This window comes from Bradyrhizobium sp. Mp27 (genome assembly GCF_029953005.1).
Classification (GTDB): domain Bacteria; phylum Pseudomonadota; class Alphaproteobacteria; order Rhizobiales; family Xanthobacteraceae; genus Bradyrhizobium; species Bradyrhizobium barranii.
Map to the genome: position 1 here is coordinate 1 of NZ_JASAUS010000089.1, position 24,066 is coordinate 24,066.

At 63.2% G+C, this 24,066-nt stretch carries 22 protein-coding genes; 13 read left to right on the forward strand and 9 right to left on the reverse strand.

Annotated features, from left to right (window positions below):
* Positions 1 to 636: 636 nt before the first annotated feature.
* Positions 637 to 2,166, reverse strand: coding sequence for an FAD-dependent monooxygenase (locus QJT78_RS32860; RefSeq protein WP_038944169.1), 1,530 nt, complete (start codon positions 2,164 to 2,166; stop codon positions 637 to 639).
* 238 nt (positions 2,167 to 2,404) lie between these two features.
* The gene (locus QJT78_RS32865) at positions 2,405 to 2,749 is read right to left on the reverse strand and encodes a response regulator (RefSeq protein ID WP_028149645.1); all 345 of its coding nucleotides are present in this window, start codon (positions 2,747 to 2,749) and stop codon (positions 2,405 to 2,407) included.
* A 576-nt stretch (positions 2,750 to 3,325) separates the two neighbouring features.
* Between QJT78_RS32865 and QJT78_RS32870 the strand changes: the two genes are divergently transcribed.
* The 4 genes from QJT78_RS32870 (at position 3,326) to QJT78_RS32885 (ending at position 7,083) form a co-directional block, all read left to right on the forward strand.
* The gene (locus QJT78_RS32870) at positions 3,326 to 3,625 is read left to right on the forward strand and encodes a hypothetical protein (RefSeq protein WP_028149646.1); all 300 of its coding nucleotides are present in this window, start codon (positions 3,326 to 3,328) and stop codon (positions 3,623 to 3,625) included.
* A gap of 198 nt (positions 3,626 to 3,823) precedes the next feature.
* Positions 3,824 to 5,098: a CoA transferase gene (locus QJT78_RS32875; RefSeq protein ID WP_028149647.1), complete on the forward strand. Its 1,275-nt coding sequence runs from the start codon at positions 3,824 to 3,826 to the stop codon at positions 5,096 to 5,098.
* A 182-nt stretch (positions 5,099 to 5,280) separates the two neighbouring features.
* Positions 5,281 to 6,510, forward strand: a complete 1,230-nt coding sequence (locus QJT78_RS32880) for an acyl-CoA dehydrogenase family protein (RefSeq protein ID WP_049807809.1) — start codon at positions 5,281 to 5,283, stop codon at positions 6,508 to 6,510.
* A 9-nt stretch (positions 6,511 to 6,519) separates the two neighbouring features.
* Entirely contained in the window at positions 6,520 to 7,083 is a 564-nt protein-coding gene (locus QJT78_RS32885; protein ID WP_014493742.1) for a flavin reductase family protein, read from the forward strand.
* Positions 7,084 to 7,107: 24 nt separating this feature from the next.
* Here the strand turns inward: QJT78_RS32885 and QJT78_RS32890 are convergent, their stop codons facing one another.
* A complete protein-coding gene (locus tag QJT78_RS32890) occupies positions 7,108 to 8,016 on the reverse strand; it encodes an NAD(P)-dependent oxidoreductase (protein WP_028149649.1) in 909 nt (302 codons plus the stop codon).
* Positions 8,017 to 8,182: 166 nt separating this feature from the next.
* On the opposite strand from QJT78_RS32890, the gene QJT78_RS32895 reads away from it, so the two are divergent.
* From QJT78_RS32895 to QJT78_RS32920, 6 genes are all read left to right on the forward strand, one after another.
* Complete coding sequence (locus tag QJT78_RS32895) at positions 8,183 to 9,166, forward strand: ABC transporter substrate-binding protein (RefSeq protein WP_028149650.1); 984 nt, start codon at positions 8,183 to 8,185, stop codon at positions 9,164 to 9,166.
* Positions 9,167 to 9,242: 76 nt separating this feature from the next.
* Positions 9,243 to 10,937 (forward strand): dihydroxy-acid dehydratase, encoded by a 1,695-nt coding sequence (gene ilvD / locus QJT78_RS32900; protein WP_028149651.1) that lies wholly within the window; start codon positions 9,243 to 9,245, stop codon positions 10,935 to 10,937.
* Positions 10,938 to 11,061: 124 nt separating this feature from the next.
* On the forward strand, positions 11,062 to 11,907 hold the full coding sequence (locus QJT78_RS32905) for an ABC transporter ATP-binding protein (RefSeq protein ID WP_049807808.1): 846 nt from the start codon (positions 11,062 to 11,064) through the stop codon (positions 11,905 to 11,907).
* On the forward strand, positions 11,904 to 12,689 hold the full coding sequence (locus QJT78_RS32910; RefSeq protein WP_028149653.1) for an ABC transporter permease: 786 nt from the start codon (positions 11,904 to 11,906) through the stop codon (positions 12,687 to 12,689). The genes QJT78_RS32905 and QJT78_RS32910 overlap by 4 nt, the downstream gene beginning before the upstream one ends.
* On the forward strand, positions 12,686 to 13,453 hold the full coding sequence (locus QJT78_RS32915; RefSeq protein ID WP_028149654.1) for an ABC transporter permease subunit: 768 nt from the start codon (positions 12,686 to 12,688) through the stop codon (positions 13,451 to 13,453). The genes QJT78_RS32910 and QJT78_RS32915 overlap by 4 nt, the downstream gene beginning before the upstream one ends.
* A 40-nt stretch (positions 13,454 to 13,493) precedes the next feature.
* Positions 13,494 to 14,540 carry a peptidase M29 gene (locus QJT78_RS32920; protein WP_038944168.1) on the forward strand — a complete coding sequence of 349 codons (1,047 nt, stop codon included), beginning with the start codon at positions 13,494 to 13,496 and terminating at the stop codon, positions 14,538 to 14,540.
* Here the strand turns inward: QJT78_RS32920 and QJT78_RS32925 are convergent.
* Genes QJT78_RS32925 through QJT78_RS32945 form a run of 5 tightly spaced genes read right to left on the reverse strand, consistent with a single transcriptional unit; the run spans position 14,537 to position 20,246 of the window.
* A complete protein-coding gene (locus QJT78_RS32925) occupies positions 14,537 to 15,529 on the reverse strand; it encodes a 3-hydroxybutyryl-CoA dehydrogenase (RefSeq protein ID WP_028149656.1) in 993 nt (330 codons plus the stop codon). The genes QJT78_RS32920 and QJT78_RS32925 overlap by 4 nt on opposite strands.
* Before the next feature lie 3 nt (positions 15,530 to 15,532).
* Positions 15,533 to 16,621 (reverse strand): NAD/NADP-dependent octopine/nopaline dehydrogenase family protein, encoded by a 1,089-nt coding sequence (locus QJT78_RS32930; RefSeq protein ID WP_028149657.1) that lies wholly within the window; start codon positions 16,619 to 16,621, stop codon positions 15,533 to 15,535.
* A complete protein-coding gene (locus QJT78_RS32935) occupies positions 16,618 to 18,144 on the reverse strand; it encodes a long-chain fatty acid--CoA ligase (protein WP_028149658.1) in 1,527 nt (508 codons plus the stop codon). Before QJT78_RS32935 ends, QJT78_RS32930 begins: the two co-directional genes overlap by 4 nt.
* A gap of 2 nt (positions 18,145 to 18,146) precedes the next feature.
* Entirely contained in the window at positions 18,147 to 19,436 is a 1,290-nt protein-coding gene (locus tag QJT78_RS32940; protein ID WP_028149659.1) for an acyl-CoA dehydrogenase, read from the reverse strand.
* Positions 19,437 to 19,448: 12 nt separating this feature from the next.
* Entirely contained in the window at positions 19,449 to 20,246 is a 798-nt protein-coding gene (locus QJT78_RS32945; RefSeq protein ID WP_049807807.1) for an alpha/beta hydrolase, read from the reverse strand.
* A gap of 210 nt (positions 20,247 to 20,456) precedes the next feature.
* On the opposite strand from QJT78_RS32945, the gene QJT78_RS32950 reads away from it, so the two are divergent.
* The 3 genes from QJT78_RS32950 (at position 20,457) to QJT78_RS32960 (ending at position 23,578) form a co-directional block, all read left to right on the forward strand.
* Positions 20,457 to 21,218, forward strand: coding sequence for an SDR family oxidoreductase (locus QJT78_RS32950; RefSeq protein WP_014493755.1), 762 nt, complete (start codon positions 20,457 to 20,459; stop codon positions 21,216 to 21,218).
* 31 nt (positions 21,219 to 21,249) lie between these two features.
* Complete coding sequence (locus QJT78_RS32955) at positions 21,250 to 22,086, forward strand: enoyl-CoA hydratase family protein (RefSeq protein WP_014493756.1); 837 nt, start codon at positions 21,250 to 21,252, stop codon at positions 22,084 to 22,086.
* Positions 22,087 to 22,327: 241 nt separating this feature from the next.
* Positions 22,328 to 23,578 carry a flavin-dependent oxidoreductase gene (locus tag QJT78_RS32960; RefSeq protein WP_038944165.1) on the forward strand — a complete coding sequence of 417 codons (1,251 nt, stop codon included), beginning with the start codon at positions 22,328 to 22,330 and terminating at the stop codon, positions 23,576 to 23,578.
* 9 nt (positions 23,579 to 23,587) lie between these two features.
* Here the strand turns inward: QJT78_RS32960 and QJT78_RS32965 are convergent, their stop codons facing one another.
* On the reverse strand, positions 23,588 to 24,043 hold the full coding sequence (locus QJT78_RS32965) for a cupin domain-containing protein (protein ID WP_028149662.1): 456 nt from the start codon (positions 24,041 to 24,043) through the stop codon (positions 23,588 to 23,590).
* Positions 24,044 to 24,066 lie beyond the last annotated feature (23 nt).

Consider the following 24,066-nt stretch of genomic DNA (forward strand, 5'->3'; position numbering starts at 1 on the left):
ACGCCCTCCCGACGCAACGACAAAACCGTAAAGCCCCGCGTTCAGCATAACCCGGCAGGAATCCACTTAAATCCAGCGGGGCGCTGTCCAAACAACCGGGGCCAGCTCTGATCTCTGAAGCCTCTCAGCGCCTCTCGCTGGCGTGCCTTCTCATTGGTGACGTTGTCGCGATAGCGCGTGAGAAGCTGCGCAACAGTGATTGTATTGAGAGATCGTACGTCGTTGGGGATCAAAGTCCGATCTAACTCGGCTTCGATCTGCCGTGCCCAACGTTGTGCATCAGATTTTGATTGAAACGACTTGGCTTGTTGTGTGTGTCCGTGGCGTCTGACTTGGACCTGCCACTTCCCGTTCCTGAACCGTAGGCTTGCCATTCAAAAAGCTCCTCTCGCGTGACCAGCTTGTGACCGGCCGGTCTGAGGAGCTTTTGAGGAGCTACCACCAACGCTCTAAGAGGTTGGTAGATCGAGAGAAACACTGGCGCACCCGACACGATTCGAACGTGTGACCTTTGCCTTCGGAGAGCAGCGAGCGGCGTAACGTTCGGATATTGAGCCGTGTTTCGAAAACCTGATGCCAATCCAGCCCGCGGAATCCCGCGGGCTTTGTTTGTATCGCGCCTCTGACGTTCGCGCGCTACACCGCAGCAGCCGGTCCAAACCAGGTGGTCAGCGCGTCCTCGAGTCCTCGTTGGCTTTCATCTCCGACCCACGCCACGTGCCCGTCTGGCCGAACCAGCACGGCTTCGGGCGCGGCGACCTGCCCGATGGCGGGGAGCTCCCACGCGCCGTCGTGGCTGGCGTTGACGACCCTGATATGATCTGCCCAGGGTGCGATGTCAAATCCGCCGGACTTGCCGAAATTGATCAGCAGGGCCTGCGCTTCGTGCAGCAGCGTGAACAATCTCTGCGGATGGCCCTCGACGATCAGGTCGAGATCGGGCATCCGGCGCCCGAGCAGTTCGTGTCCTTCGCCGAGATCATAGCGGATGTCGAGTCCGCTCATCATCGCGCCAAAACGTTGGCGCGGCTCGTCCATGGCGAGCAGGTCGGACACCACGTTGCGCGCGGCCTTGAGGCCAGCCTCGCCGCGGCGGAGCATGGCGATTTGCGCCAGGGTGTTGCGCAAGACGCGCGCAGCAACGGGATGACGCTCGGCGTGGTAGGTATCGAGCAGGCCGTCGGGCGAAATTCCCCTGACCACCTGCGCCAGCTTCCAGCCGAGATTGACCGCGTCCTGCACGCCGGTGTTGAGGCCTTGCCCGCCGACGGAGTGATGGATATGCGCGGCATCGCCGGCGAGCAGCACGCGCTCCCGGCGATAGGACACGGCCTGCCGCGCCGCATCGGTGAAGCGGGAGATCCAGGCGGGATTTTGGAGCCCGAAGTCGGTGCCGTACACGGCGACGAGCGCATCGCTGAGATCGCGCAGGCCGGGTTCGCCGGTGCGGTCGAGCGTCGCTTCCGTCACGACGACCAGCACGCGACCGCTCTCCGCCTTGCTGAGGCCATGAAAGCCGATGGCGTCGTGGCGGAGACCCCATACCGGCTCGTCGCGCATCTCGACTTCGGCCATGAGATTGCTGAGCGTCGGATCGGAGCCGACGAAATCGATGCCGGCCTTCTTGCGTACCAGGCTGCGACCGCCGTCGCAGCCAACGAGGTAGCTTGCGCGCAATGTCTTGCCGCCGGCGAGCGCAACGTCGATGCTGGTCGCATCCTGAACGAAGCCGATCACCTCGGAGTTTCGATAGATCGGCACCGCGAGCTCCTCGACCCAGTCGGCCAGGATGCGCTCGATGTGGCTCTGCCGCAGCGCGAGGCCATAAGCGTGCCGGGTGGGGAGATCGCCGATGTCGAGCCTGGTCCAGGCGAAGCCCGCGAGCTGGGTGACTTGCCCCTCGCGCAGGAAGCGCTCCGCGACGCCGCGCTGATCGAGGATCTCGATGGTCCGCGCGTGCAATCCGCCGGCCCGCGTACCGACGAGCTCCTGATCCGGGCGCCGCTCGACCACGGCGACGTCGACATCCGCGAGCGCGAGCTCGGCGGCCAGCATCAAACCGGTCGGGCCGCCGCCGGCGATCAGCACGGCATGGTGACTCGCGCGGCTGGCGCCGGCCCGCTCGGTACGGCCGCGCGGCCGGGACGACGGAAGCAATACAGGCATGTGGACCCCCTCGTGTTGCTGCTTTGGATGCTCATTGGGGCGGGGGTTCTACGGCAGGGCGGGGGACTTGAAGCAAGCCCCTTGCGCACCACATATCAAACTGGGAGGAAGGGCTCCTTTGTCCGCGTTCGCCGCGTTGACACGTCGGGCAAAACACCGGCAGAATGGCATCATCGACATGAGCTTGGTTCGACCCGCGCGGGAGCCCCCGCCGCGGGTTTTCTTTTGGGCTCTGCGTTCAGCAAACGCCGGTGGTTCGCCGCATGGTGTCGGCGAGCTCCTCGAACGAAAACGGCTTCCGGATCATTGGCAGGCCCCCGCGCCGCGGCTCGCGCCCCGATAATTGCAGGATCTTCAATCCCGGGCGTAGCCGCTTCGCCAGTTCGGCCAGTTCGTGACCATCCATGCCCGGCATATTGATGTCCGTGATGAGGATAGAGATGCTCTCGTTCTGCCTGAGCCGATCGAGCGCATCCGGGCCGCTTTGGGCGCGCGTCACCTCGCAGCCGAGTTCTTCCAACATGCCCACGATGACGTCGAGGACGCCGGGATCGTCGTCAACGACCAGTACGGTGTGGTTCATCGCGCGCACGTTCCTTTGACTCATGGAATGAACGCGCCGCTCTTCGGGTAAGTTCCGGCACGGTGCGGTCGAACGAGGAAAGTTTGACACGTCGGGCAAAACACTTGCAGAATGACATCATCGAGACGATGTTTGGTTCACCCGCGCCGGAAGCATCCGCCGCGGGTTTTTTCGTCGCAACTTCGAGATCGGAGGGTGGCCGCGCATCCGGCCACGCACTCGCTAGACCACGTTCAGGGAGCGCTGATCGGCGCGCCGCCTTCCATACCATTGCTGGCTGTGCATGCGCGAACGTGCCGGCGCGCGACGCCGGGTCCGTTGCTCGCGCCGCTGCGGTCTCCGGGCTCGCGGAGATAGGGTTCGCGCCCGAAACGATCGCACTTCGTCACGCGATCTGCCGCGCATTTTCCCCTTCGTGGAGACACGATGACCGCCTATTTGATATCGCTCGCACTCGCGGGCCTGGTTGCAATCGTGCTGTGGGAGACGTCTAACGCGCGGACGCTGACTGAGACTGGTTGTATCCTTCTACTTCGCCAAGTGTGGTTTCGAGAACGTTGCAAGGATCATCAAGTGGTGAAGATGCCAGATGATGAAATCAGGGCGATCGTGGCTGAGAAACTGGCCGAGCAACAAAGGCTGCAACAGGAGAGCATCGATGCCTTCGTATTGAAGGCCGTCGCATCGGTGCTAGGTTCCTTCGGAATCGAACATGACGACCGGAAGGAGCTAAGGGCTGATCTCCAGCACCTGCGGAGGTGGCGAAAGAGCGTGGAGCAGGCGCAGAGCTACACCTTCAAGGCTGTTATCACGGTGATTGCGACCGGACTGATGGGGGCCGTTTTGCTAGGCGTTAAGGTCATGCTGGGCAAGTGAGCTCCCCACAGTGCCGACATCGCTGCACTTGCGCACACGCTATTTCCTGCAAATGTTCGAGGGCCCGGCAGCTTGATGGGCCTTTTTGCGTATTGAAGCGATGCGGGTGAAGCACTTGCGAAGTTGGTGGCGCCGGGCTTTAAGTTTGCTCTTGCAGGAAATTCGGCAACCATAAGCCGATGTAAGGGAGCGCCGTCGATGCCCACCAAGCCTCAATTACCGGAACGTTCGTCGCGGGTGACGGGCGCGCCTACCGCGCTCGACGGTCTCTTGGTCGTCGATTTTACGCGGGTCGTGGCGGGGCCGGCCTGCACGCAGACGCTTGCCGATTTCGGTGCACGCGTCATCAAGATCGAGAATCCGGATGGTGGCGACGATACGCGCGCGTACGAGCACGCCGAAATTGGCGGCGAAAGCGCCGCCTATCTGAGCCTGAACCGCAACAAGCGCGGCATCGCGCTCGACCTGACCGTGCCGCAGGCTCGCGAGATCGCACTGGACCTGATCCGGAAGGCGGATGTAGTCGTGGAGAATTTTTCAAGCGGAGTCATGAAGAAATTCGGCCTCGACTACGAGGCGGTCGCGCCGCTCAACCCGCGGCTGGTCTATTGCTCGATCTCGGCTTACGGACGCTCAGGACCATTTGCCGCGCGGCCCGGCTTCGATCCCATCACGCAGGCGGAAAGCGGCTTCATGTCCCTCAATGGGTTTGCCGATGGGCCAGCGGTTCGTACCGGCCCGCCGATCGTGGACATGGCGACGGGGATGTCCGCCTGCAACGCCATCCTGCTGGCGCTTTTGGCGCGCGATCGGCTCGGCCGCGGGCAGCATGTCGAGGTCGCCCTGTTCGACGTCGCCATGGGCATGACCGGCTTCTACGGCATGGCCTATCTGATCAACGGCGAAAACCCTGGCCGGTTCGGCAATTCACCGAACGGGTCCCCCACTGTCGGTGTCTATGAAGCTTCCGATGGGCCGCTTTACATGGCCTGCGCCAACGACCGGCTCTATCGTCGGCTGGTGGTCGAGGTGCTGAACCGGCCCGATTTGATCACTGATCCGCAGTTCGCGTCGCGCAAAGCGCGCTCTGAGAACAAGGAGCTCCTGCGGACAGCCATTGCAGAGGTCTTCGCGAGCGATACCCTCGAGAATTGGATGGCGAAGATGAAGCTGGCCAATATCCCGGTCGGCTATCTCCGAACGGTCGAGGAGGGGTTCAATGCGCCCGAGGCCCGCGAGCGCCATCGCCTGAACAGGATTCCGCACCGTACGGCAGAGTGGGTCCCCAATATCGAACCTCCGATCAATATGAGCCTGACGGGAGCGATTGATCCCGTCGCTGCTCCCTTGTTAGGCGAGCATACCGAAGGCGTCCTGCGTGATACGCTTGGTTACGACGAGCGGCGGATTTCGGAGTTCACTCAGAAAGGCGTCTTTGGATCAGGCAAGCCATCGACCTCAGGCCAAGCCTGAGCGGTCAGCTCCATGCAGCCAGGCATCGCAGAGTTTGCGGATAGCTGCTTTGAGAAGACGGTATACGCGACATCGCATTCCTGCGAACAGCCGGGGTGCAGGGCGACTACGCAACGTTAACCCTGCCCAGCTTGATTTGGCGAAGTTCCCGCCGCATAACTATGTGAAAGCGAGGGACTCGAATGGCGCCTGGTCAAGAGCCGAGCATGGGCCAGCCGACGGGGCAGGAAGCCGGCGAACGCGCCTATGCGGCAATGATCGCGGGGACCCGGGCGCTTGTGCCGCGGCTGCGAGAGCGGGCTGCCCGCACGGAGGAACTGCGGCATCTTCCGACGGAAACCGAGAAGGATCTCCACGACGCTGGCCTGTTCCGCATGCTGCAGCCGAAGCGCATCGGCGGTGCCGAGCTTGACTATGTCGCTCTTGTCGACTGCGCCGAACTGCTGGGAATGGCGGATGCGTCAGTGGCGTGGAATCTCGCTAACCTGGCGAGCCATCATTGGATGCTCGGCATGTTCGCGCAAAAGGCGCAGGATCTGGTCTGGGACCGCGATCCGGACGCGCTGATTGCGTCCTCGTTCATTTTTCCTGCCGGACGCGCCACGAGGGTCGAGGGCGGCTACCGTTTGCACGGCAGCTGGCCGTTTTCCTCCGGCGTTGCCTCCTGCGAGTGGAACATGCTTGCAAGCGTCGTCTACTCCGACGACGAGGCGGACGGCATCGAGTATCGAATCTTTCTGCTGCCGAAGGACGATTACAAGGTGTTGGACACCTGGAATGTCGCAGGCCTGCGCGGGACGGGGTCTTGCGACGTCGAAGTCAGGGACGCTTTCGTGGCCGACTATATGACGGTCGCGGTCGGCGATCTTGCCGGCGGCCCGACGCCGGGAAGCAAGGTCAATCCCAATCCGCTATATGCGCTACCTGTGTTCTCACTTTTTCCCTACGTCCTCTCCGGCGTCGCGCTGGGGAATGCTCAAGTATGCCTCGACGATTATGCGGAGGTCGCGCGTCATCGCATCTCGACCTACAACCGTGCCAAGCTCAGCGACTTTCAAAGCACGCAGATCAAGATCGCGGAAGCCTCGGCCAAGATCGACGCTGCGCGCCTGATCATGCGTTCGGCCTGCGTCAATGCAATGGAAGATGCGAGGCGCGGTCGTATTCCTGATATGGCGACCAAGACCAGATATCGCCGCGATGGCGCATTCTCGGTGAATCTATGCACCGACGCGGTCTCGATGCTGTTTGCGGCGAGCGGAGCGCGCGGTCTGTTCACGACGGGCGTGTTGCAGCGGCAGTTCCGCGATGCGCACGCAATAAACTCGCATCTTGCGTTCAACTTCGATGCGGCCGGAACCAATTACGGACGGGTGGCTTTGGGCCTGCCGTCCGAGAATCTCACGCTGTGAGGCCGGCCGATGAATGATCTGCCGAAGCAGCCGGCCATTTCCGATCCCGCCAACGAACTCGCCAGCGACAGCTCGCCGATCGATCCTCGTGATTTTCGCAACGCGCTTGGCACATACGGAACGGGCGTAACGATCATCACGGCTATGGCCGCTGATGGAAAGCCCTATGGCATCACCTGCAATTCGTTCGCGTCAGTCTCCCTGAATCCCCCTCTGGTCCTCTGGAGCCTCGGATTCTATTCCTCAAGCCTCCCCGTGTTTCAGAACGCCAGCCATTTCGCCGTTCACATACTCGGCACGTCGCAGCAAACGCTTGCGAACAAATTTGCAAAATCGTCCGAGGACAAGTTCGCCGGGGTCGACTGGACCCCGGGCCTCGGGAACGCTCCGGTGCTTGCCGAGAGTGTCGCCAACTTTCAATGCCGATCGGTCAATCGCTATTATGGCGGTGACCACGTGATCTTTCTCGGCGCGGTCGAGGCCTATGCCTACAGTGCCAAGGAGCCCCTGCTGTTTGCGCGCGGGGGGTATGGCCGGTTCCTGGCTGATGATGAACGCAAGAAGTCGCCATAAGGCGATTCAAGGACGCGCGTCGGTTCAGCGGTCTGTGGCCGAGAGCTTGTAGATTTCCAAAGCGTCCGCGTCCGCGCCGCGGGCAGCCTTGGCCAGCCTGAATATCTGTCCCGCGAGGGTCGCCATCGGCACCGGCGTTGACGTCGCCTGGGCGACATCGGCGACCGTGTCGAGATCCTTGAGCATTGTCGCGATATGGCCAAGCGGCGGCGAGTGGATGCCCTGGACCATGCGCGGCACGAAGAGCTGAAGCGGGATGGAATCCGCAAAGCCGCCGGCGAGCGCCTCGGGCAGCCGGCCTGCGTCAATCCCCGCATTCGAGGCAAGGCGCGTTGCTTCCGCCAGAACGGCCATCGCGCATCCGACGATCACCTGGTTGCAGAGTTTTGTGGTTTGGCCAGCCCCGATCGGGCCCATGTGGGTGAACCTGCGTGCCATGTGCAGCACATAGGGCCGTGCCCGCTCGATGTCCGCAGCTTCTCCGCCGGCCATGATGGCGAGCGTGCCTTCCTCTGCGCCCTTGGTGCCGCCGGACACCGGCGCATCTATCCAGCCCGCGCCATTCGCGTCTTTCAGCCGCGCTGCAAGATCGCGCGCGGCGTCGGGATGGATCGACGAGAAGTCGACGACGAGCTTGCCTGCGCCGGAAGCCGCTGCAAGACCGTCGGGCCCGAAAATCACTTCTTCGACGGCGGCGGCATCGGTCACGCACATGAAGACGATATCCGCGTTCGCCAACATGTCGCGGGGCGTGGCTGCGCGCCTGGCGCCGGCCGCGACGAGCGGAGCGACCTTGCCCTCCGAACGATTCCAGACAGCGACCTGATGGCCGGCTTTGAGCAGGCGCCGGGTCATCGGCGTTCCCATCAGTCCAAGGCCGAGATAGCCGAGCCTCTCGACGCCCAGCGGGTTTGTCTTGCTCGCATCAGCCATAGGTTGCCTCCTTCTGTCGCAGCGCAAACGCCGCCTTACCATACATTGCAGGTCGGACAGCGAAACCGTCCGGCTCGCATGGCTTGCCTGATTGTTTGAACCATGAAACATTTGAGTGGTCGGGTTGGGCGGCGCTGGTCGGCGCCGGAGCAGCGGAGTGGGCACGATGCGAACCGTTTCGAAGTGGATCCTGGCTTTGGGAGTGGCCGCGGCTGCGAGCGCGGGGGCAGGCCCGTCATGGGCACAGCAGACCATTCGCGTCGGCTGGACCATCCCGGCCGAGGAATCCAAGTACTGGATGATGCGCAGGCCAGCCGAGTTTCCCAATATCGGCAAGGCCTACAACATCGAATGGACCCAATTTCAGGGCACCGCGCCGATGACGCAGGCATTGGCGGCCGGCGCGCTGGATTGCGCGACGCAAGCGCCGCTGTCGCTCGCCAACGGTGTGGTTGGCGGCAATCTCAAGGCCTACATCGTGGCGCAGCACGTCTTCGAGAAGCCCGGCGGTTTCTCGGTCTATTGGGCGGTGATGGATGACTCGCCGATCAAGACGATCGCCGATCTCAAAGGCAAGACGGTCGGCATTTCCGTGATCGGCGGCGGCACACAAGGCCCCTTCAACCTGTTGCTCAAGCAGAATGGCGTCGATCCGGCGAAGGACATCAAGCTGGTCGAGGTCGGTTTTGCCGTCTCCGAAGATGCGCTGCGCCAGGGCCGTGTCGACGCGGTCAACATGAACCAGCCGTTTGCCGCACGTGCGGAGGCGAAGGGTGGCACAAGAAAGCTGTTCTCGTTGTCGCAGGCGATGCCGAACATCGTGCACATCCTGGAAGCCTGCCGCGCTGATTTCGTCGACAAGAACCCCGACTTGGTGAAGGCCTACGTGCGTGACATTACCTCAGGTATGAAGAAAGCGCTGGCCAACCGCGAAGAGACGCTAAAGGTCGTGAATGAGGTTCTGAAGGCGCCTATTCCGGTGCTCGAGACCTATCTGCTCAAGGACAACGATTTCGGCCGCGATCCGGGTGCGGCGCCGAACTTCCCCGCGATCCAGAAGATGCTGGACATCTACGCTGAGACCGGAATGTTGCCGAAGCTGGATGCCATGCAGTTCAAGCACGCGACGATCGTCGCGCCGCTGGAATAGGCGACGGGCGAATTGTCCGAACGAGGGGGCGCGGCGTCGCGGATCATCCCGGACGTTGCATGAAACAGATGCGCGCATGAAGAAGTTGCGATCACGGGTCACGACTGACGGCCTCGACCGGGCCCCGCACCGCGCTTTCATGCGCGCAATGGGGCTCGACGACGCCGCGATCGCCAAGCCGATGGTGGGCGTCGTCAGCATGAAGGGCGAGCAGACGCCCTGCAATATGACCCACGACTTCCAGGTGGCCGCGGCCAAGACGGGAATCGAGGAGGCGGGCGGCACGCCGCGCGAATTCTCCACTGTGTCGGTCTCCGACGGTATCAGCATGAATCACGAGGGAATGAAGTTTTCTCTCTTTTCACGCGAGCTGATTGCCGATTCGATCGAAGCCGTCGTTCATGGTCTCGCCTATGACGCGTTGATCGGGTACGGCGGATGCGACAAGACGCTTCCCGGCGTGATGATGGGCATGGTTCGTTGCAACGTACCGTCCATTTTCATCTACGGCGGCAGCTCGCTGCCGGGCCGGGTGGACGGGCGGACTCTCACGGTGCTCGACTCCTATGAAGCTGTCGGCAGCTTCATGACCGGAGAGATCGACGGCGCCACGCTCGAACGGATCGAGCGCGCCTGCCTGCCGACCATCGGCGCGTGCGCCGGCCAGTTTACCGCAAACACGATGGGGATGGTGTCGGAGGCGATGGGGCTGACCATTCCCAACGTCTCAATGGTGCCCGGTGTCTATGCGGAACGTGCACAGATCTCGCGCCGCGCCGGGCGACTGGTGATGGAGATGCTGGAACGTGGCGGCCCGCTACCGCGCGACCTCGTGACTCGGAAATCCCTCGAGAACGGTGCGGCGATTGTTGCCGCCACGGGCGGCTCGACCAACGCTGCACTGCATCTGCCGGCGATCGCGAATGAGGCCGGGATCGCATTCACGATCGATGATGTCGGCAAGGTCTTTGCCAGGACGCCGCTGATTGGAAACTTGCGGCCGGGCGGCAAGTACACTGCGAAGGATGTCTACGACATCGGCGGCGCGGCCGTCGTGATCCGCGAGTTGATCCAGAGCGGGCACATCGATGGGAGCTGCTTGTCCGTCACCGGGCGCACGCTCGCCGAAGAATATGGCGCGGCCAACGCTCCCGATGGTGAAGTCGTTTACGCGTCTCGTGCGCCGATCATGCCCGATGGTGGCGTGGCGGTTCTGAAAGGCAATCTCTGTCCGGACGGTGCGGTGATCAAGGTCGCAGGTTTGAAGAGTCAGCACTTCGAGGGTGTTGCGCGCGTCTTCGAAGATGAGGAGGCATGTGTCAAAGCGGTCCGTGACCGCGCCTACACGGCGGGCGAGGTGCTGGTGATCCGCAATGAAGGGCCAGTCGGCGGCCCGGGCATGCGCGAGATGCTTGGCGTTACGGCGCTGATCTACGGCCAGGGTATGGGCGAGAAGGTGGCCCTGATCACCGATGGACGGTTCTCCGGCGCTACTCGCGGCATGTGCATCGGCTACGTGTCCCCCGAAGCGTTTGTCGGCGGTCCATTGGCGCTTGTTCGCGACGGCGACAGGATCCGGATCGATGCCGCAAACCGGCGGATGGATATGCTGGTCGACGAGCAGGAACTCACGGCGCGCCGACGCGATTGGAAGCCGAGGCCGCCCCGTCACCGTGCGGGTGCGCTCGCAAAGTATGCGCGGCTGGTCGGACAGGCGCCGGGCGGAGCCGTCACACATGAGGGCCCTGCAGAATGGCCTTGGTTCGAATGACGCGCCGCTTCCGTGCGAGAATGACCGCCTGTCTGGCAAGTTTCTTGCTAAGCTCGATCAGCTGACGGAGGACATCAGCGGATCGGTTGCGTGACGTTCGCGCGTGAGTCAAGCGAGAGACGGGATGAGGGTAGTGCCTTCGAGATCGAGCGAATGGGTGAATCCGGTGACGTCACAAAGGCCGGCTTCTGCGATCATCGAGATCGACCGCGTCTCCCAGGTTTTCCAGACCTCGGCGCGTAAGGATCATCTGGCGTTATCGGACATCTCGCTGACGATCGAGGAAGGAGCCTTCGTCTCCATCCTTGGTCCGTCCGGCTGCGGCAAGTCGACACTTCTTTATATCGTCGGCGGCTTCGTCAGTCCGACCAGCGGCGTGGCGAGGATGAAGGGACAGACGATCACGGGGCCGGGTCCGGATCGCGGACCAGTGTTTCAAGAGTTCGCTCTGTTTCCCTGGAAGACCGTGTTGGGCAATGTGATGTATGGCCCGCGCCAGCAAGGTGTGCGTGCCGCCGAGGCCGGAGCACAGAGCCGGGCCTTGATCGAGATGGTCGGCCTCAAAGGCTATGAGAACTTTTATCCCAAGGAGCTCTCGGGTGGCATGAAGCAGCGCGTCGCGCTGGCCCGGACCTTGGCTTACCACCCTGAAGTTCTGCTGATGGACGAGCCGTTCGGCGCGCTCGACGCGCACACCCGTACACGCCTCCAGAATGATCTCCTGAACATCTGGGAACGTGACCGCAAGACCGTGCTGTTCGTGACCCATTCGGTCGATGAAGCCGTCTTCCTGTCGGACAAGGTCGTGATGATGTCGAAATCTCCCGGCCGTATTCGGCAGGTGATCGACATCGATCTGCCTCGGCCGCGTCGCCGCAACGAGCTGTTGCTCGATCCACGCTACCAGAAATACGTCGTCGACATCGAACGCATGTTCGACGAGGTCGACGAGACCGGATCGCCGTCATGACATCGCTGGCTGCCGCCGCCAGACGTGCCGCCCCGGTGTTCGCTTGCATCGGGCTGCTGGCGGTGTGGCAGGTCGCGTCGCTCGCGCTGAAGAATGACAGCTTTCCGACGGCGATCGAGGCGATCCGCGCGATTCCGGACATCCTTGGCGACAAGGAGTCGCTGATCAACATCCTGGCCTCGCTTCGCCGCATGGCGATCGGGTTCGGTGTAGCCGTGCTGGTTTCGATCCCGCTGGGTCTATTGATGGGGCGTAGCCGCGCCGTCGCGGCCTTCTTCAACCCGCTTCTGATGGTGATCTATCCGGTGCCGAAAGCGGCGCTGATGCCGATCATCATGCTTTGGCTGGGCGTCGGCGACATCACGAAGACGCTGGTGATCTTCCTCGGCGTCAGCCTGCCCGTGATCTATCACAGCTTTGAGGGCGCCCAAGCCGTCGAAGAGAAGATGCTGTGGTCGGGCGCCGCGATGGGACTTTCGCCGCTGCAACGGCTGGTGCGGATCGTGCTGCCGGCGGCGCTGCCGGAAATCCTGACCGGATGTCGCACCGGTCTCGTGCTGGCGCTGATCACGATGATCACCAGCGAGATGATCGCTCGCCAGTCCGGCGCCGGCAACATTCTGTTCAACGCGCTGGACATGGGCCAATACGACACCGTCTTCGCGATGATCATCATCGTGGGGGCGATGGGAATTTGCCTCGATGCGATTTTCGAGCGGGTCCGCGCACGGCTGGTGCGCTGGTCCGAGCCTCAGTTCGACATGCCGCTGAGCTTCTCATGACATCGCGTCTTCCCTCAGCAAATGTCGTTCTTGGGCTTGCGCCAATTGTGCTCGTGATCGCGGTGTGGCAAGGCCTCGTATCGTTCGGCTTTGCGCCTGCGGTCTTGCTGCCGCCGCCGGGATACGTCTTCAGCAGGTTGCTCCAGCAACTCGTGACGTGGACGTTTCAGCAGGAGATCGCGGCGACCCTGATCCGGCTGTTTGCGGGCTTTGCGATTGCGGTCGTGCTCGGTGTAAGTATCGGCATCGCCGCGGCCGCCAATCCAGCGATCAATGCCGTGGTTCGGCCAATCGTGCGCGTATTGGCGCCGTTGCCTAAAGTCGCACTCTATCCGGCGCTGTTGCTTCTGCTCGGCTTCGGCCACGGATCGAAGATCACGCTGGTGGCGGCGGATGCGCTTTTTCCCATTCTGTTATCCACCTATTACGGCGCGTCGACCGTCGAGCAGAAACTGATCTGGTCGGCCATGGCGGCGGGGACATCGCGCTACGAGATCCTGTTCAAGGTCGTGCTGCCGGCGGCGATGCCGTCGATCCTGACCGGCTGCCGGATCGGCCTTGTCATTTCCTGCATCGTGGTGTTTCTGGCTGAGATGATCACGTCGACGGACGGGTTAGGGCATGTGCTGGTGACGGCGGCCCGAACCTTTCAGGCCGTCGACATGTTCGTACCGCTGATCACGATCTCGCTGCTGGGGTTGATCCTGAACGGCTTGCTGGGCGCCGTGCGATCGTATCTCTTGCGGGGCTTCCCCGAAGCGTGATCTGACTGAACAGAAGAAACCAGAGGACCGGGAGTGAACCATGCTGGCGGATCGCATCGAGGCAAAATGGATCGACGCGTTTTGCGAGATCTTTGAGCGCTGCGCCGTCAAGGCAGGCGACACCGCGGCAATCCTCTCGGAAACCCAATCGCGTGCGCTGAACGTTCATTTGGCGGAGCTCGCCCTGCTGCGGATGGGCGCGCGGCCGTTTCATGTGGTGATGCCGACGCCGCGTAACCGGAATATCGTGCCGGTTCGCTCGACCGGGGCAAGCGAGGCAATCCAGCGGCTTGGTCCGGTCATCACCGCACTCCAGCAGGCCGGTTTTGTGGTGGATTGCACCATCGAGGGCCTGATGCACGCGGTGGAGACGCCGGAGATCCTCAAGGCCGGTGCGCGGATACTGGTGATCTCCAACGAACACCCGGAAGCGCTGGAGCGGATGGTGCCGGATCCCGCACTCGAGAAGCGCGTTCGCGCAGCGGCGAAGTTGTTGCGTGGGACGAAGCGGATGCGCGTGACATCGAAAGCCGGTACGGCGCTCGACGTTGACATGCTCGGTGCGTCCACGGTCGGCGTGTGGGGCTGGACCGACAAGCCGGGCACGCTGGCGCACTGGCCCGGTGGCATTGTGGTCAGCTTCCCCAAGAGCGGAACGATCAACGGGACCCTGGTGATGGCCCCCGGTGACATCAATCTGACCTTCAAGCGCTACCTGGCGTCCCCGGTGAAAATGACGCTGAAGGACGATTATGTTGTCGAGCTGGAGGGCGAGGGCACGGATGCGGCGATGATGCGCGCCTATCTCGCAGCGTGGGGCGATCGCGAGGCCTATGCGGTCTCGCATGTCGGTTTCGGCATGAATCCGGGGGCCCGCTACGAAGCCCTCTCGATGTATGACCAGCGCGACACCAACGGCACTGAAATTCGTGCCGTCTCCGGCAATTTCCTGTTCTCGACCGGCGCGAACGAATTTGCCGGCCGCTACACGGCGGGCCACTTTGATTTGCCGATGATGGGAACGACGATCGAGCTCGACGGTGTCGCGGTCGTTCGTGAAGGCGTGTTGCAGGACGTCTTCGGCTAGCTGCGGTCGAGGACCGGTGGGCGCGCCAGGCCGAAATGCCTGAGCAGGTCGACCATGGCCTGAAGCCGCTTCACGCGATAGGCATCGACGTCCATGCCTGAATAATCGAGGAAGCCGGCACCCGTTCGCAAGCCGATCCGGCCTTCATGCATATTGCGGGAAATGACGTCCGGCGCGCGATATCGGTCGCTGCCGAGCGCGCCTTCGAGGTACCGGCTGGCGTAGTACAAGATGTCGCCGCCGCCCCAGTCGATGAACTCGAGCAGTCCGAGCACGGCATAGCGGAAGCCAAAGCCGTAACGGATCGCTTTGTCGATCTCCTCGGCGCTGGCGACGCCTTCCTCGACCATGCGTGCGGCCTCGTTCATCGCAAGCGCCTGGATGCGCGGGACGATGAAGCCGGGCGTCGCCGCGCACACCACGGGGACCTTTCCGATGGCTTCGAGCAGCGCCTTGACCTCATCGATGATGGCGGGGTCGGTGGCTTTGCCGGGCGAAACCTCGACCAACGGGATCAGATAGGCCGGATTGAGCCAGTGCACATTGAGGAAGCGGCGAGGGTTCACGATCGCACCGGCGAGATCGTCGACGAGGATGGTCGACGTGGTCGAAGCGATGATCGTATCCGGGCCGACTTGTTTTGAAGCCACCCCCAGCACCTCGCGCTTGAGCTCGACGACCTCGGGAACGCCCTCGAAGACCATTCCGGCGCCGGACAGCGCTGTGCCGCTTCGGCTGGCTGGCACCACCGAGACCCGTGCGATAAGCGGATCGACATCTGCCTCGCTCAGCAGTCCCAGCTTCGACAGGCTGGCAAAGGTCTTCCTGACTTCGTCGAGCGCGTCCGCCTCCAGCCTGGCGAATTCTTCCGCGGAACGGCCCTTGATATCGATCATCGTGACCGTATGCCCCGCGTAGGCGAACGCGACGGCGATGCCGCGCCCCATGCGGCCGGCCCCGAGGCAGACAATGTTGGCGCGGCTGGTCATCGGTCAAAATCCCCTGCGAAGAAGCGCCTGGAGCTCGGCTTTGCCGAGATTACCAAGCCCCACCGTCTCGAGCGTTCGGCCGCCCTGCGCAAAATCCTCGCCGCAAATCGCGCCGCCGATGGCCAGAAAGGCCTTGGCCAACGGTGTGGGCGTGCCGGCCAGGGCGGCGACGGAGACCAGCAGCGACAGCCCAAGCCGCAGATCCTCACGCATATAGCGGTGCTCGGTCAGCACGATCCGCTCACGCCAGTCGCCGGAATCGGTCAGCCGGTCGTGCGAGCCACGGCCATACATCCAGATCTCGCCTTTCTGGGCGTAGTGGTGGGCCAGCGGAAAATGCGGCGCGCCATAGCCAAGCGCTTCGCGCACCGCGATCCGTTCTGCGTCGAGCGCGTCGGTCACCCGGCGGATCGCGGCTTGCGTTCCTTCCTTGTGGATGTCCCATCGTTCGAAATGCTCGATCGGGCCGGCGTTCATCACGATCAGCGGCGGGTGAATGATGGGCCCAGCATTCATCAGCGCGCCGGAGAGCGCATCGCCGCAGGGCTCGATCGCATCAGGGAAAGCGCGTCCGATCACTTCGATTGCATGCGCGGCCTGATCGAGCGGAAACACGCCGACCGGCAGCCGCTTGGCACGGATGGTGATCGCGACCTCGAACGGCCCGTGCTTGCGGGTCAGCCAAGGCAGTGTTCCGGTCTCGGCAAAGCTTGCCTTGGCGTGGTTTCCGGCATCCCGCGCGGCTTGGGCGAAGATCATCGAGCCGAATGTGGCGGGCGGCAGGAACACGACCTGGCCATCCCGCAAATGCGGAGCGAGCAAACGAGCAATGTCGGGCTGCGCGAAGGCAGGGACGGGGCACAGAATCAGCTCGGTGCCATCAATTGCTTCGGCGATATCGGTCGTCACCAGCGCGAGCTTCACATCGTGCCGACCATTATGATCCTTGACCAGGATCTGCGAGCCGGCCGCGCGATGCGCCGCCACCTGATCGGCGTCGCGGCGCCAGAGCCGGACCTCATGCCCCGACAGCGCAAAATCGACCGCGGCCGCGAAAGAGCCGTTTCCCCCACCTAGAACTGCAATCTTCAAGATGCTTCTCCTTGCGCGCGCGACTGCGCATCAAGCTGCTTCAGCAGGAAATGCTGGACCTTGCCCAGTGCCGTGCGCGGCAGGTCGTTGACGAAGACGATGTCGCGCGGAACCTTGTAACGGGCGAGCTGCGTCTGAAGATGCGCTCTCAGCTTCTCGGCTTCGAGCCGGGAGCCGGACCGCCCGATGACGTAGGCGATCGGCACCTCGTCCCAGCGCGGGTCCGGCCGGCCGATCACGGCGCATTCGCTGACATCGGGATGTTCGAGCAGGACGCGCTCGACCTCGGCCGGATAGACGTTCTCGCCGCCGGAAATGATCACATTCTTCTTGCGGTCGCGGACCCAGAAATACCCGTCGGCATCGCACAGGCCGATATCGCCGGTGCGATACCAACCGTCGTGCAGCGCATCGTGCGTGGCATCCGCATTGCCCCAATATTCGAAGAACACGTTGGGCCCTCGCACGGCGATTTCGCCCGGCGTACCCGCAGGGACCTCATTGCCGGCCTGATCGATCACCTTCGCTTCGCAGCAGAGGCCGGCAAGTCCGGTCGATCCCGCGCGCGAAAGGTCGCCGCCAAGCCGGGTGTAGACTGCGATGGGGCAGGTTTCCGTCGATCCATAGACCTGAAGCACCGGAACATCGCGCGCCACGAAGCGATCGATCAGGTGCGGTGGCACGATGGTCGAGCCGGTCGAGACGGCTTTGAGCGAGGAGAGATCGGTCGTTGTCCAGGCGGGATGCTCGCTCACGGCCTGTAGGATTGCAGGCACCATCACCGTCAGGGTCGGTCTTTCCCGTTCAATAGCCGCGAGCGCAGTATCCGGCGTGAAGCGGGCGTGGATCGTGACGGTCGCACCAAGCTGCAGCGCCGGCGTGGTCTGGATGTTGAGGCCGCCGACATGGAAGAACGGCAGTACCGTCAGCACGTGATCATCCGAGGTCATGTTGTGCATGTGCTGGCTCATGACGCCGTTCCAGAACAAGGCTTCTTGCCGCAGAACGGCGCCCTTCGGCCGTCCCGTCGTTCCAGACGTGTAGACGACGAGCAGCGGGCAGGAGAGATCAGTGTGCGGATTGCGGCCGCTGCCTTCGCTGCGAGCCAGCAGGTCTTCGAATGTCACGCCCCGCGACGGCACGAAATCGAGGCCGATGACGGCCGTCCCCGGCGCAAGCTCCGGGAGAACTCCGGCAAATGCCTGCTCGAGTACCAGGACCTTTGCGCCCGCATCGGAGAGAATGAAGCGCTGCTCGGCAACCGCCAGCCGCCAGTTCAGCGGCACCAGCATCGCACCAAGTCGCGCGCATGCGTAGAGCAGAACCAGATAGTCCGGCCGGTTGAGGCTCAGGATCGCGACGCGGTCGCCTCGGCCGACGCCGAGCTCCTGCTTCAACGCCGTGGCGGTCCGTTCGATGCGCGAAGCGAGTGCGGCGTAGCTCAGCCGCTCACCTTCGAAGGCGATCGCCGTCTTGTCTTGCGCGAACGCCGCGTTGCGATCGATCAGACTACAGAGGTCCACGGTCAGTCGTCCGTTTCACCGGCCTCGTACAGCGCCTCGCGCCCGATCCGGTCGAGGCAGAGCTCGGCGGTCCAGGGCAGCATCAGCGAGCCGCAGCGGCTGTCGCGATAGATGCGCTCCAGTGGCAGCGAGCGGAGCATGGCCTGACCGCCGCAGGTGCGGATCGCGAGCGCGGCGAGCTCATTGGCGCCCTCCATCACCGAATATTGCGCGGCATAGGCGCGCAGCACCTGCTCCTTGCTTGGATTGGCGTGGGCCTCGGTGACCGCCTGGAACCAGATCGCCTTGATCTGCTCGAGCTTGATCTGCATCTGCGCGACCGCGATCTGCTTGGTCGGGTACATCCGGCGCTTGACCGGCGGCATGCCCGGTACCTCGCCGCGAAGATAGCGTACCGTGAAATCATAGGCGGCTTGCGCCAGGCCCATATAGGTCGGCGACAGCGTCAGGAACATGTGAGGCCAGCGCATCGCCGCCTGGAAATAGACGCCGCGCGGCATCAGCGCGGAATCCTCAGGGACGAATACATCCTTGAACAGCAGCGTGCGCGAGACTGTGCCGCGCATGCCGAGCGGATCCCAGTCGCCGACCACCGAGACACCGTCCGATTTCGCGGAGATCGCGAGGTAAAGGGTGTTGCGGCGCGAGGCTTTTTCGCCCTCCTCCATCTCGGTGCAGAGCACGCCGTAATAGTCGGCATGACCGGACAGCGATGCAAAGATCTTCTTGCCGTTGACGATCCAACCGCCCTTCACGGGCTTTGCTTCCGTGCCGAACGCGACGCCGCCGGCCGCGGCCGCTCCGCCCTCGGAAAAGGGTTGCGAGTAGATCGCGCCATCCTCGACGATACGCTTGTAATGAACCGCGCGCCGCCGCTCGTGCTCGGCGCGGGTCTCCGCGTCCATGTCGAGATCGTCGGCGAGCGGACCTGACCACAGGGTCGAGCAGACGTGCATGTTCCAGGTGAGGGCGGTCGCGCCGCAATAGCGGCCGATTTCGGCTGCCGCCAGCGCGTAGGTTTGATAGTTCGCGCCGAGCCCGCCATGCTTCTTGGGCACCGCGATCCCGAGCAGGCCGACGCGATGCAGGTCGCGATAATTCTCTGTCGGGAAGATCGCCTCGCGATCGTAAGTCGCCGCGCGATCAGCGAACACGCTCTGGCCGATCTCGCGGGCGCGCGCGATGATGCCGGCCTGCTCCTCGCTCAGGCGAAATGCGACGGGATCGAAGATCGGCGTATCCAGCGCGACCTTGTCGGTTACGCCGATGTTCTTGCTGACTTGCATGGTCATTGCGCAGCCATCCTACGTTTTGGTTGCGACGGAATTCAAGAACCGGCCGAGGGCTTCGTCGAACGCGTTAGGGCGTTCAAGGTTGGCGAGATGGCCTACACCAGCCAGCTCGACATATTCGGCAGAGGGAATGAATGTTGCTGTCTTTGCCATCATGGGGGCAGGCGCGTTGTTGTCCTTGGAGCCGGACAGCAACAGCGTCGGGACGGAAATGTCCTTGAGTGTGCTGCGCTGATCGAAGCCCATCAAAGCCAGCATCATGGCGCGATAGCTCGCCTCGGGCACGCTTGCCATGCACTCGCGCGCAAGCTCCATTCCCTTCGGATCGGGATCGTCGCCGACAAGCTCCTTCACCAGGGAGGGAGCCAGCGACTTCATGGTCTCGCCTCGATCGAGCGGCCCAAGCCGCGCCGCGATGAACGATTTCTGCCAATCGCCATCGGCCTTGCCGAAGGCCGGGCTGGTCTGCGCAAGGACGATCGCGCGGGCCAGTTTCGGAGATTGCGCCAGCCATTTCTGCACGATCATGCCACCGATCGAATGGCCGACCAGAATTGGCGTGGTCGCACCAAGCTGCTCAATGAATTGCTGGAGCGCATCGGCAAGGGCCGCGATGCTGACGGTGGCGAGTGGCGCCGATCCGCCGTAGCCCGGCATGTCCCATGCAATCGCGCGGAACTGGGTGCTGAATCTCGCGAGCTGCTGCCGCCAGGCCCGCGCCGCGCCGCCAATGCCATGTAGGAAAATCAGGGGTGTCGCGTCCGGATCGCCCGCGGCTTCATAGGCGAAGCGGCCGTCTTTTGTTATCATTGGCGCAGGCTGCGACACGCGACATCCTTTTGCTCGGCCGGGCGATGCTAACAGGCCTGTGGGGGATGGGAAGCGATAATTTTATACTTAAAGCAATTTTCGGGCCGGTCTCTCGCGCGAAGGCGTTCGCGGCGCTACGGCAGCTTCGTTGCAAAAACTTGAAGGTTAAAATATATCGAGGAACGATCAGCAGAGCCAAGGAGCCAGCGCATGTCCGGATTGCCGCACTCGCCGCACGCGCTCGTGACCGGTGGCGGTCGCGGCATCGGCCGCGCCATCGCAGCCTCTCTTGTCGGGGCAGGCGCAACCGTGACGGTGCTCGGCCGGAACGCCGCTGTTCTAGAAGAGGCGGTCAGCGCAGGTGCCGCGCATTTTGCTGCGATCGCCGACGTCTCGAACGAATTATCACTGAAGGCCGCTATCGCTGAAGCGAGCGCGCGAAAGCCGATCGACATCCTGATCGCCAACGCGGGAAGTGCAGAATCCGCGCCGTTCGCGAAATCGGACGCTGCCCTGTTTGCGCGCATGATGGACGTCAATTTCATGGGCGTTGTCCATGCCATCCAGGGCGTTCTGCCGGGCATGAAGGATCGTCCCTATGGCCGCATCGTCGCGATTGCCTCGACGGCGGGGCTCAAGGGCTACGCCTATGTCAGCGCGTATACGGCGGCGAAGCACGCCGTCGTCGGTCTCGTGCGCTCTCTTGCCCTCGAGACGGCCGGAAGCAATGTGACTGTGAATGCGGTGTGTCCGGGCTTCACCGACACCGATCTGGTCGCCGGCAGCATTGAAAACATCATGAAGAAGACCGGCAGGAGCCGCGAGCAGGCGATCGCCGAGCTCGCGAAGCACAATCCGCAGGGACGGCTGATCACGCCTCAAGAGGTGGCTGACGCGGTGCTTTGGTTGTGCGGCGAAGGTGCTGGTGCGATCACCGGGCAGGCGATTGCAGTCGCAGGCGGCGAAATCTAGTAGCGCGGAACAAACATAATTAGGAGATCGCATGAGCAGACCAGCTAATCCTGTGACCGTGCCGCTCGCGGATTATTCGCCGCAGCACTTCCTGCTGGCGGTGGTCGACAGCGTTGCCACGGTAACGCTCAACCGTCCCGAGCGGAAGAATCCACTGACCTTCGAGAGCTATCGGGAACTGACGGATTTCTTCCGCGCCTGCGCTTTCGATGATGCAGTCAAGGCCATCATCGTCACCGGCGCCGGCGGTAACTTCTCGTCCGGCGGCGATGTGTTCGAGATCATCGGCCCGCTCGTGAAGATGGACACCAAGGGGCTGACCGCTTTCACGCGGATGACCGGCGACCTCGTCAAAGCGATGCGGGCCTGCCCTCAACCCATTGTGGCCGCGGTCGAGGGTATCTGTGCCGGCGCCGGCGCGATCATCGCGATGGCATCGGATATGCGGCTTGCGGCGAGCGGCGCGAAGGTCGCGTTCCTCTTCAACAAGGTCGGCCTCGGCGGCTGCGACATGGGCGCCTGCGCGATCCTGCCGCGGATCATCGGACAGTCCCGCGCCTCCGAGCTGCTCTACACCGGCCGGTTCATGACGGCGGAGGAGGGCGAGCGCTGGGGCTTCTTCAGCCGCATCGTCACGCCCGAGCAGGTGCTGCCGCAGGCGCAGTTGCTGGCCAAGCAGGTCGCGGAAGGCCCGACCTTCGGCAACACCATGACCAAGCGGATGCTGGCGATGGAGTGGGCGATGTCGATCGAAGAGGCGATCGAAGCGGAAGCCGTCGCCCAGGCGCTGTGCATGACCACGGCGGATTTCGAGCGCGCCTTTGAAGCGTTCGCCAACAAGGTCAAGCCGGTCTTCAGGGGCGACTGAGCCCCGGACTTCCTGCGGGAGGCCAGCAATGGGGATTTGCGCCGCAGTACCTGCACGGAACAGATCAGATTTTCCGCAACAACGTGCGCGACCGGCGGGATCTCGGGGAGCGGAGAATTAAGGCTAAGCCCAAGACCCGGGCCGAGCTCAAGGCGGAGGCGACAAAGCCGCTTGCGGCGGAGTGACCGCCCGTGCGACTTTAACCCCATTGCCTGGCGTATTTTCGAGTGGAGTAAGGGCGATGAAGGCGATTATCGTCGGTGGCGGTATCGGTGGTCTCACCACGGCATTGATGCTGCGCTCGCGCGGCATCGGGTGCGAGATTTTCGAACAGGCCGACACCATCCGCGAACTCGGCGTCGGCATCAACACGCTGCCGCATGCGATGCGGGAGCTTGCCGGCCTCGGTCTCCTCCAGCAACTCGACGACGTCGCGATCCGCACCGACCAGCTCTATTACCTCAATCGCCACGGCCAGGAGGTCTGGCGCGAAGCCCGCGGCATCGACGCCGGCCATGACGTGCCGCAATTCTCGATTCACCGCGGCCGCCTTCAGGGCGTCATCCATCGCGCCGTCGAGGAGCGGCTCGGGCCGAAGGCAATTCACACCGGCTGCCGCCTCGGCGCCTTCACGCAGGACGAGGGCGGCGTCACCGCTTATTTCTTCGACCGCTCGGGCGCGCACATTCATACTGCGCGCGGCGATATCCTGATCGGCGCTGACGGCATCCATTCACGCGTTCGCGACACGCTGTTCCCGAACGAGGGACCGCCGTGCTGGAACGGCCTGATGCTTTGGCGCGGTGCGCGCGATTGGCCGCTGTTCCTCACCGGCAAGTCGATGATCGTGGCCGGCGGCCTCAACGCCAAGGTGGTGATCTATCCGATCGCGGAGGGATCGAGCCCGGCGAGCCGTCTCACCAACTGGGCGGTCCTGGTGAAGGTCGGCGAAGGTAATGCGCCGCCGCCCCGGAAGGAGGACTGGTCGCGGCCCGGCCGGCGCGAGGAGTTGATGCCGCATGTCGCGCGCTTCTCGGTGCCCTATATCGACGTCAAGAGCCTGATCTCGGCAACGCCGGAATTCTACGAATATCCGACCTGCGACCGCGATCCCTTGCCTTACTGGTCGTCCGGGCGCGTTACGCTGCTCGGCGACGCCGCGCATCCCATGTATCCGGTCGGCTCCAACGGCGCATCTCAGGCGATCCTCGACGCGCGCTGCCTTGCCGATGCGCTGGTGCGCGCTGAGCATCCGCGCCAGGCTTTGCTTGAATATGAGAAGAAGCGTCTGCCGATGACCGCTGACATCGTGCGATCAAATCGGCGCGGCGGCCCCGAGGGCGTCATCGACGCCGTCGAGCAGCTTGCGCCCGATGGCTTCGACAACGTCGACAACGTGCTGAGCTATTCCCAGCGCGAGGCGATCGTCCGCGGCTACGCCACCAAAGCCGGCTTCGCCGCCGTGCCGGGACTTGCGGCGGTGCGCGCTTAAGACTAACTCCTAGCCGCCGGGCGGCGGCGGCAGGAAGTGGATGTTGAACTCGGCGGCCATCGCCACCACGTCCTCCGGCTTCTGTTCCTTCATGTTGTGAAGGCCCCAGAACAGGTCGAACAGCTTGCGGGTCGGCGACACCCAGAACAGCACCTTTGCCGTCTGCTCCGACTTGTTGAAGATGCCGTGCGGCACGCCCATGCCGAGGCGGATCAAATCGCCCGCGGTCGCCTGCGACTCCGAATTGCCGAGCACGAAGTCAAGCTTGCCCTCGAGCATGTAGAGATACTCATCCTGGTCGGGATGGATGTGCGGCGGCACGAATGTGCCCGGCGGCAATGTCGCGTGCCAGGAGAAGCTGTGCTCGGTATTGCTTTTCGGCACATAGGTCTGGCCGAGGATGTTCCAGGAGATGCCCTGGATCCCTTCATTGGCCCGCGTGATGCCGGTGATTTCGCTCTTCATTGCAGTCCTCCCGTAATGCGGTG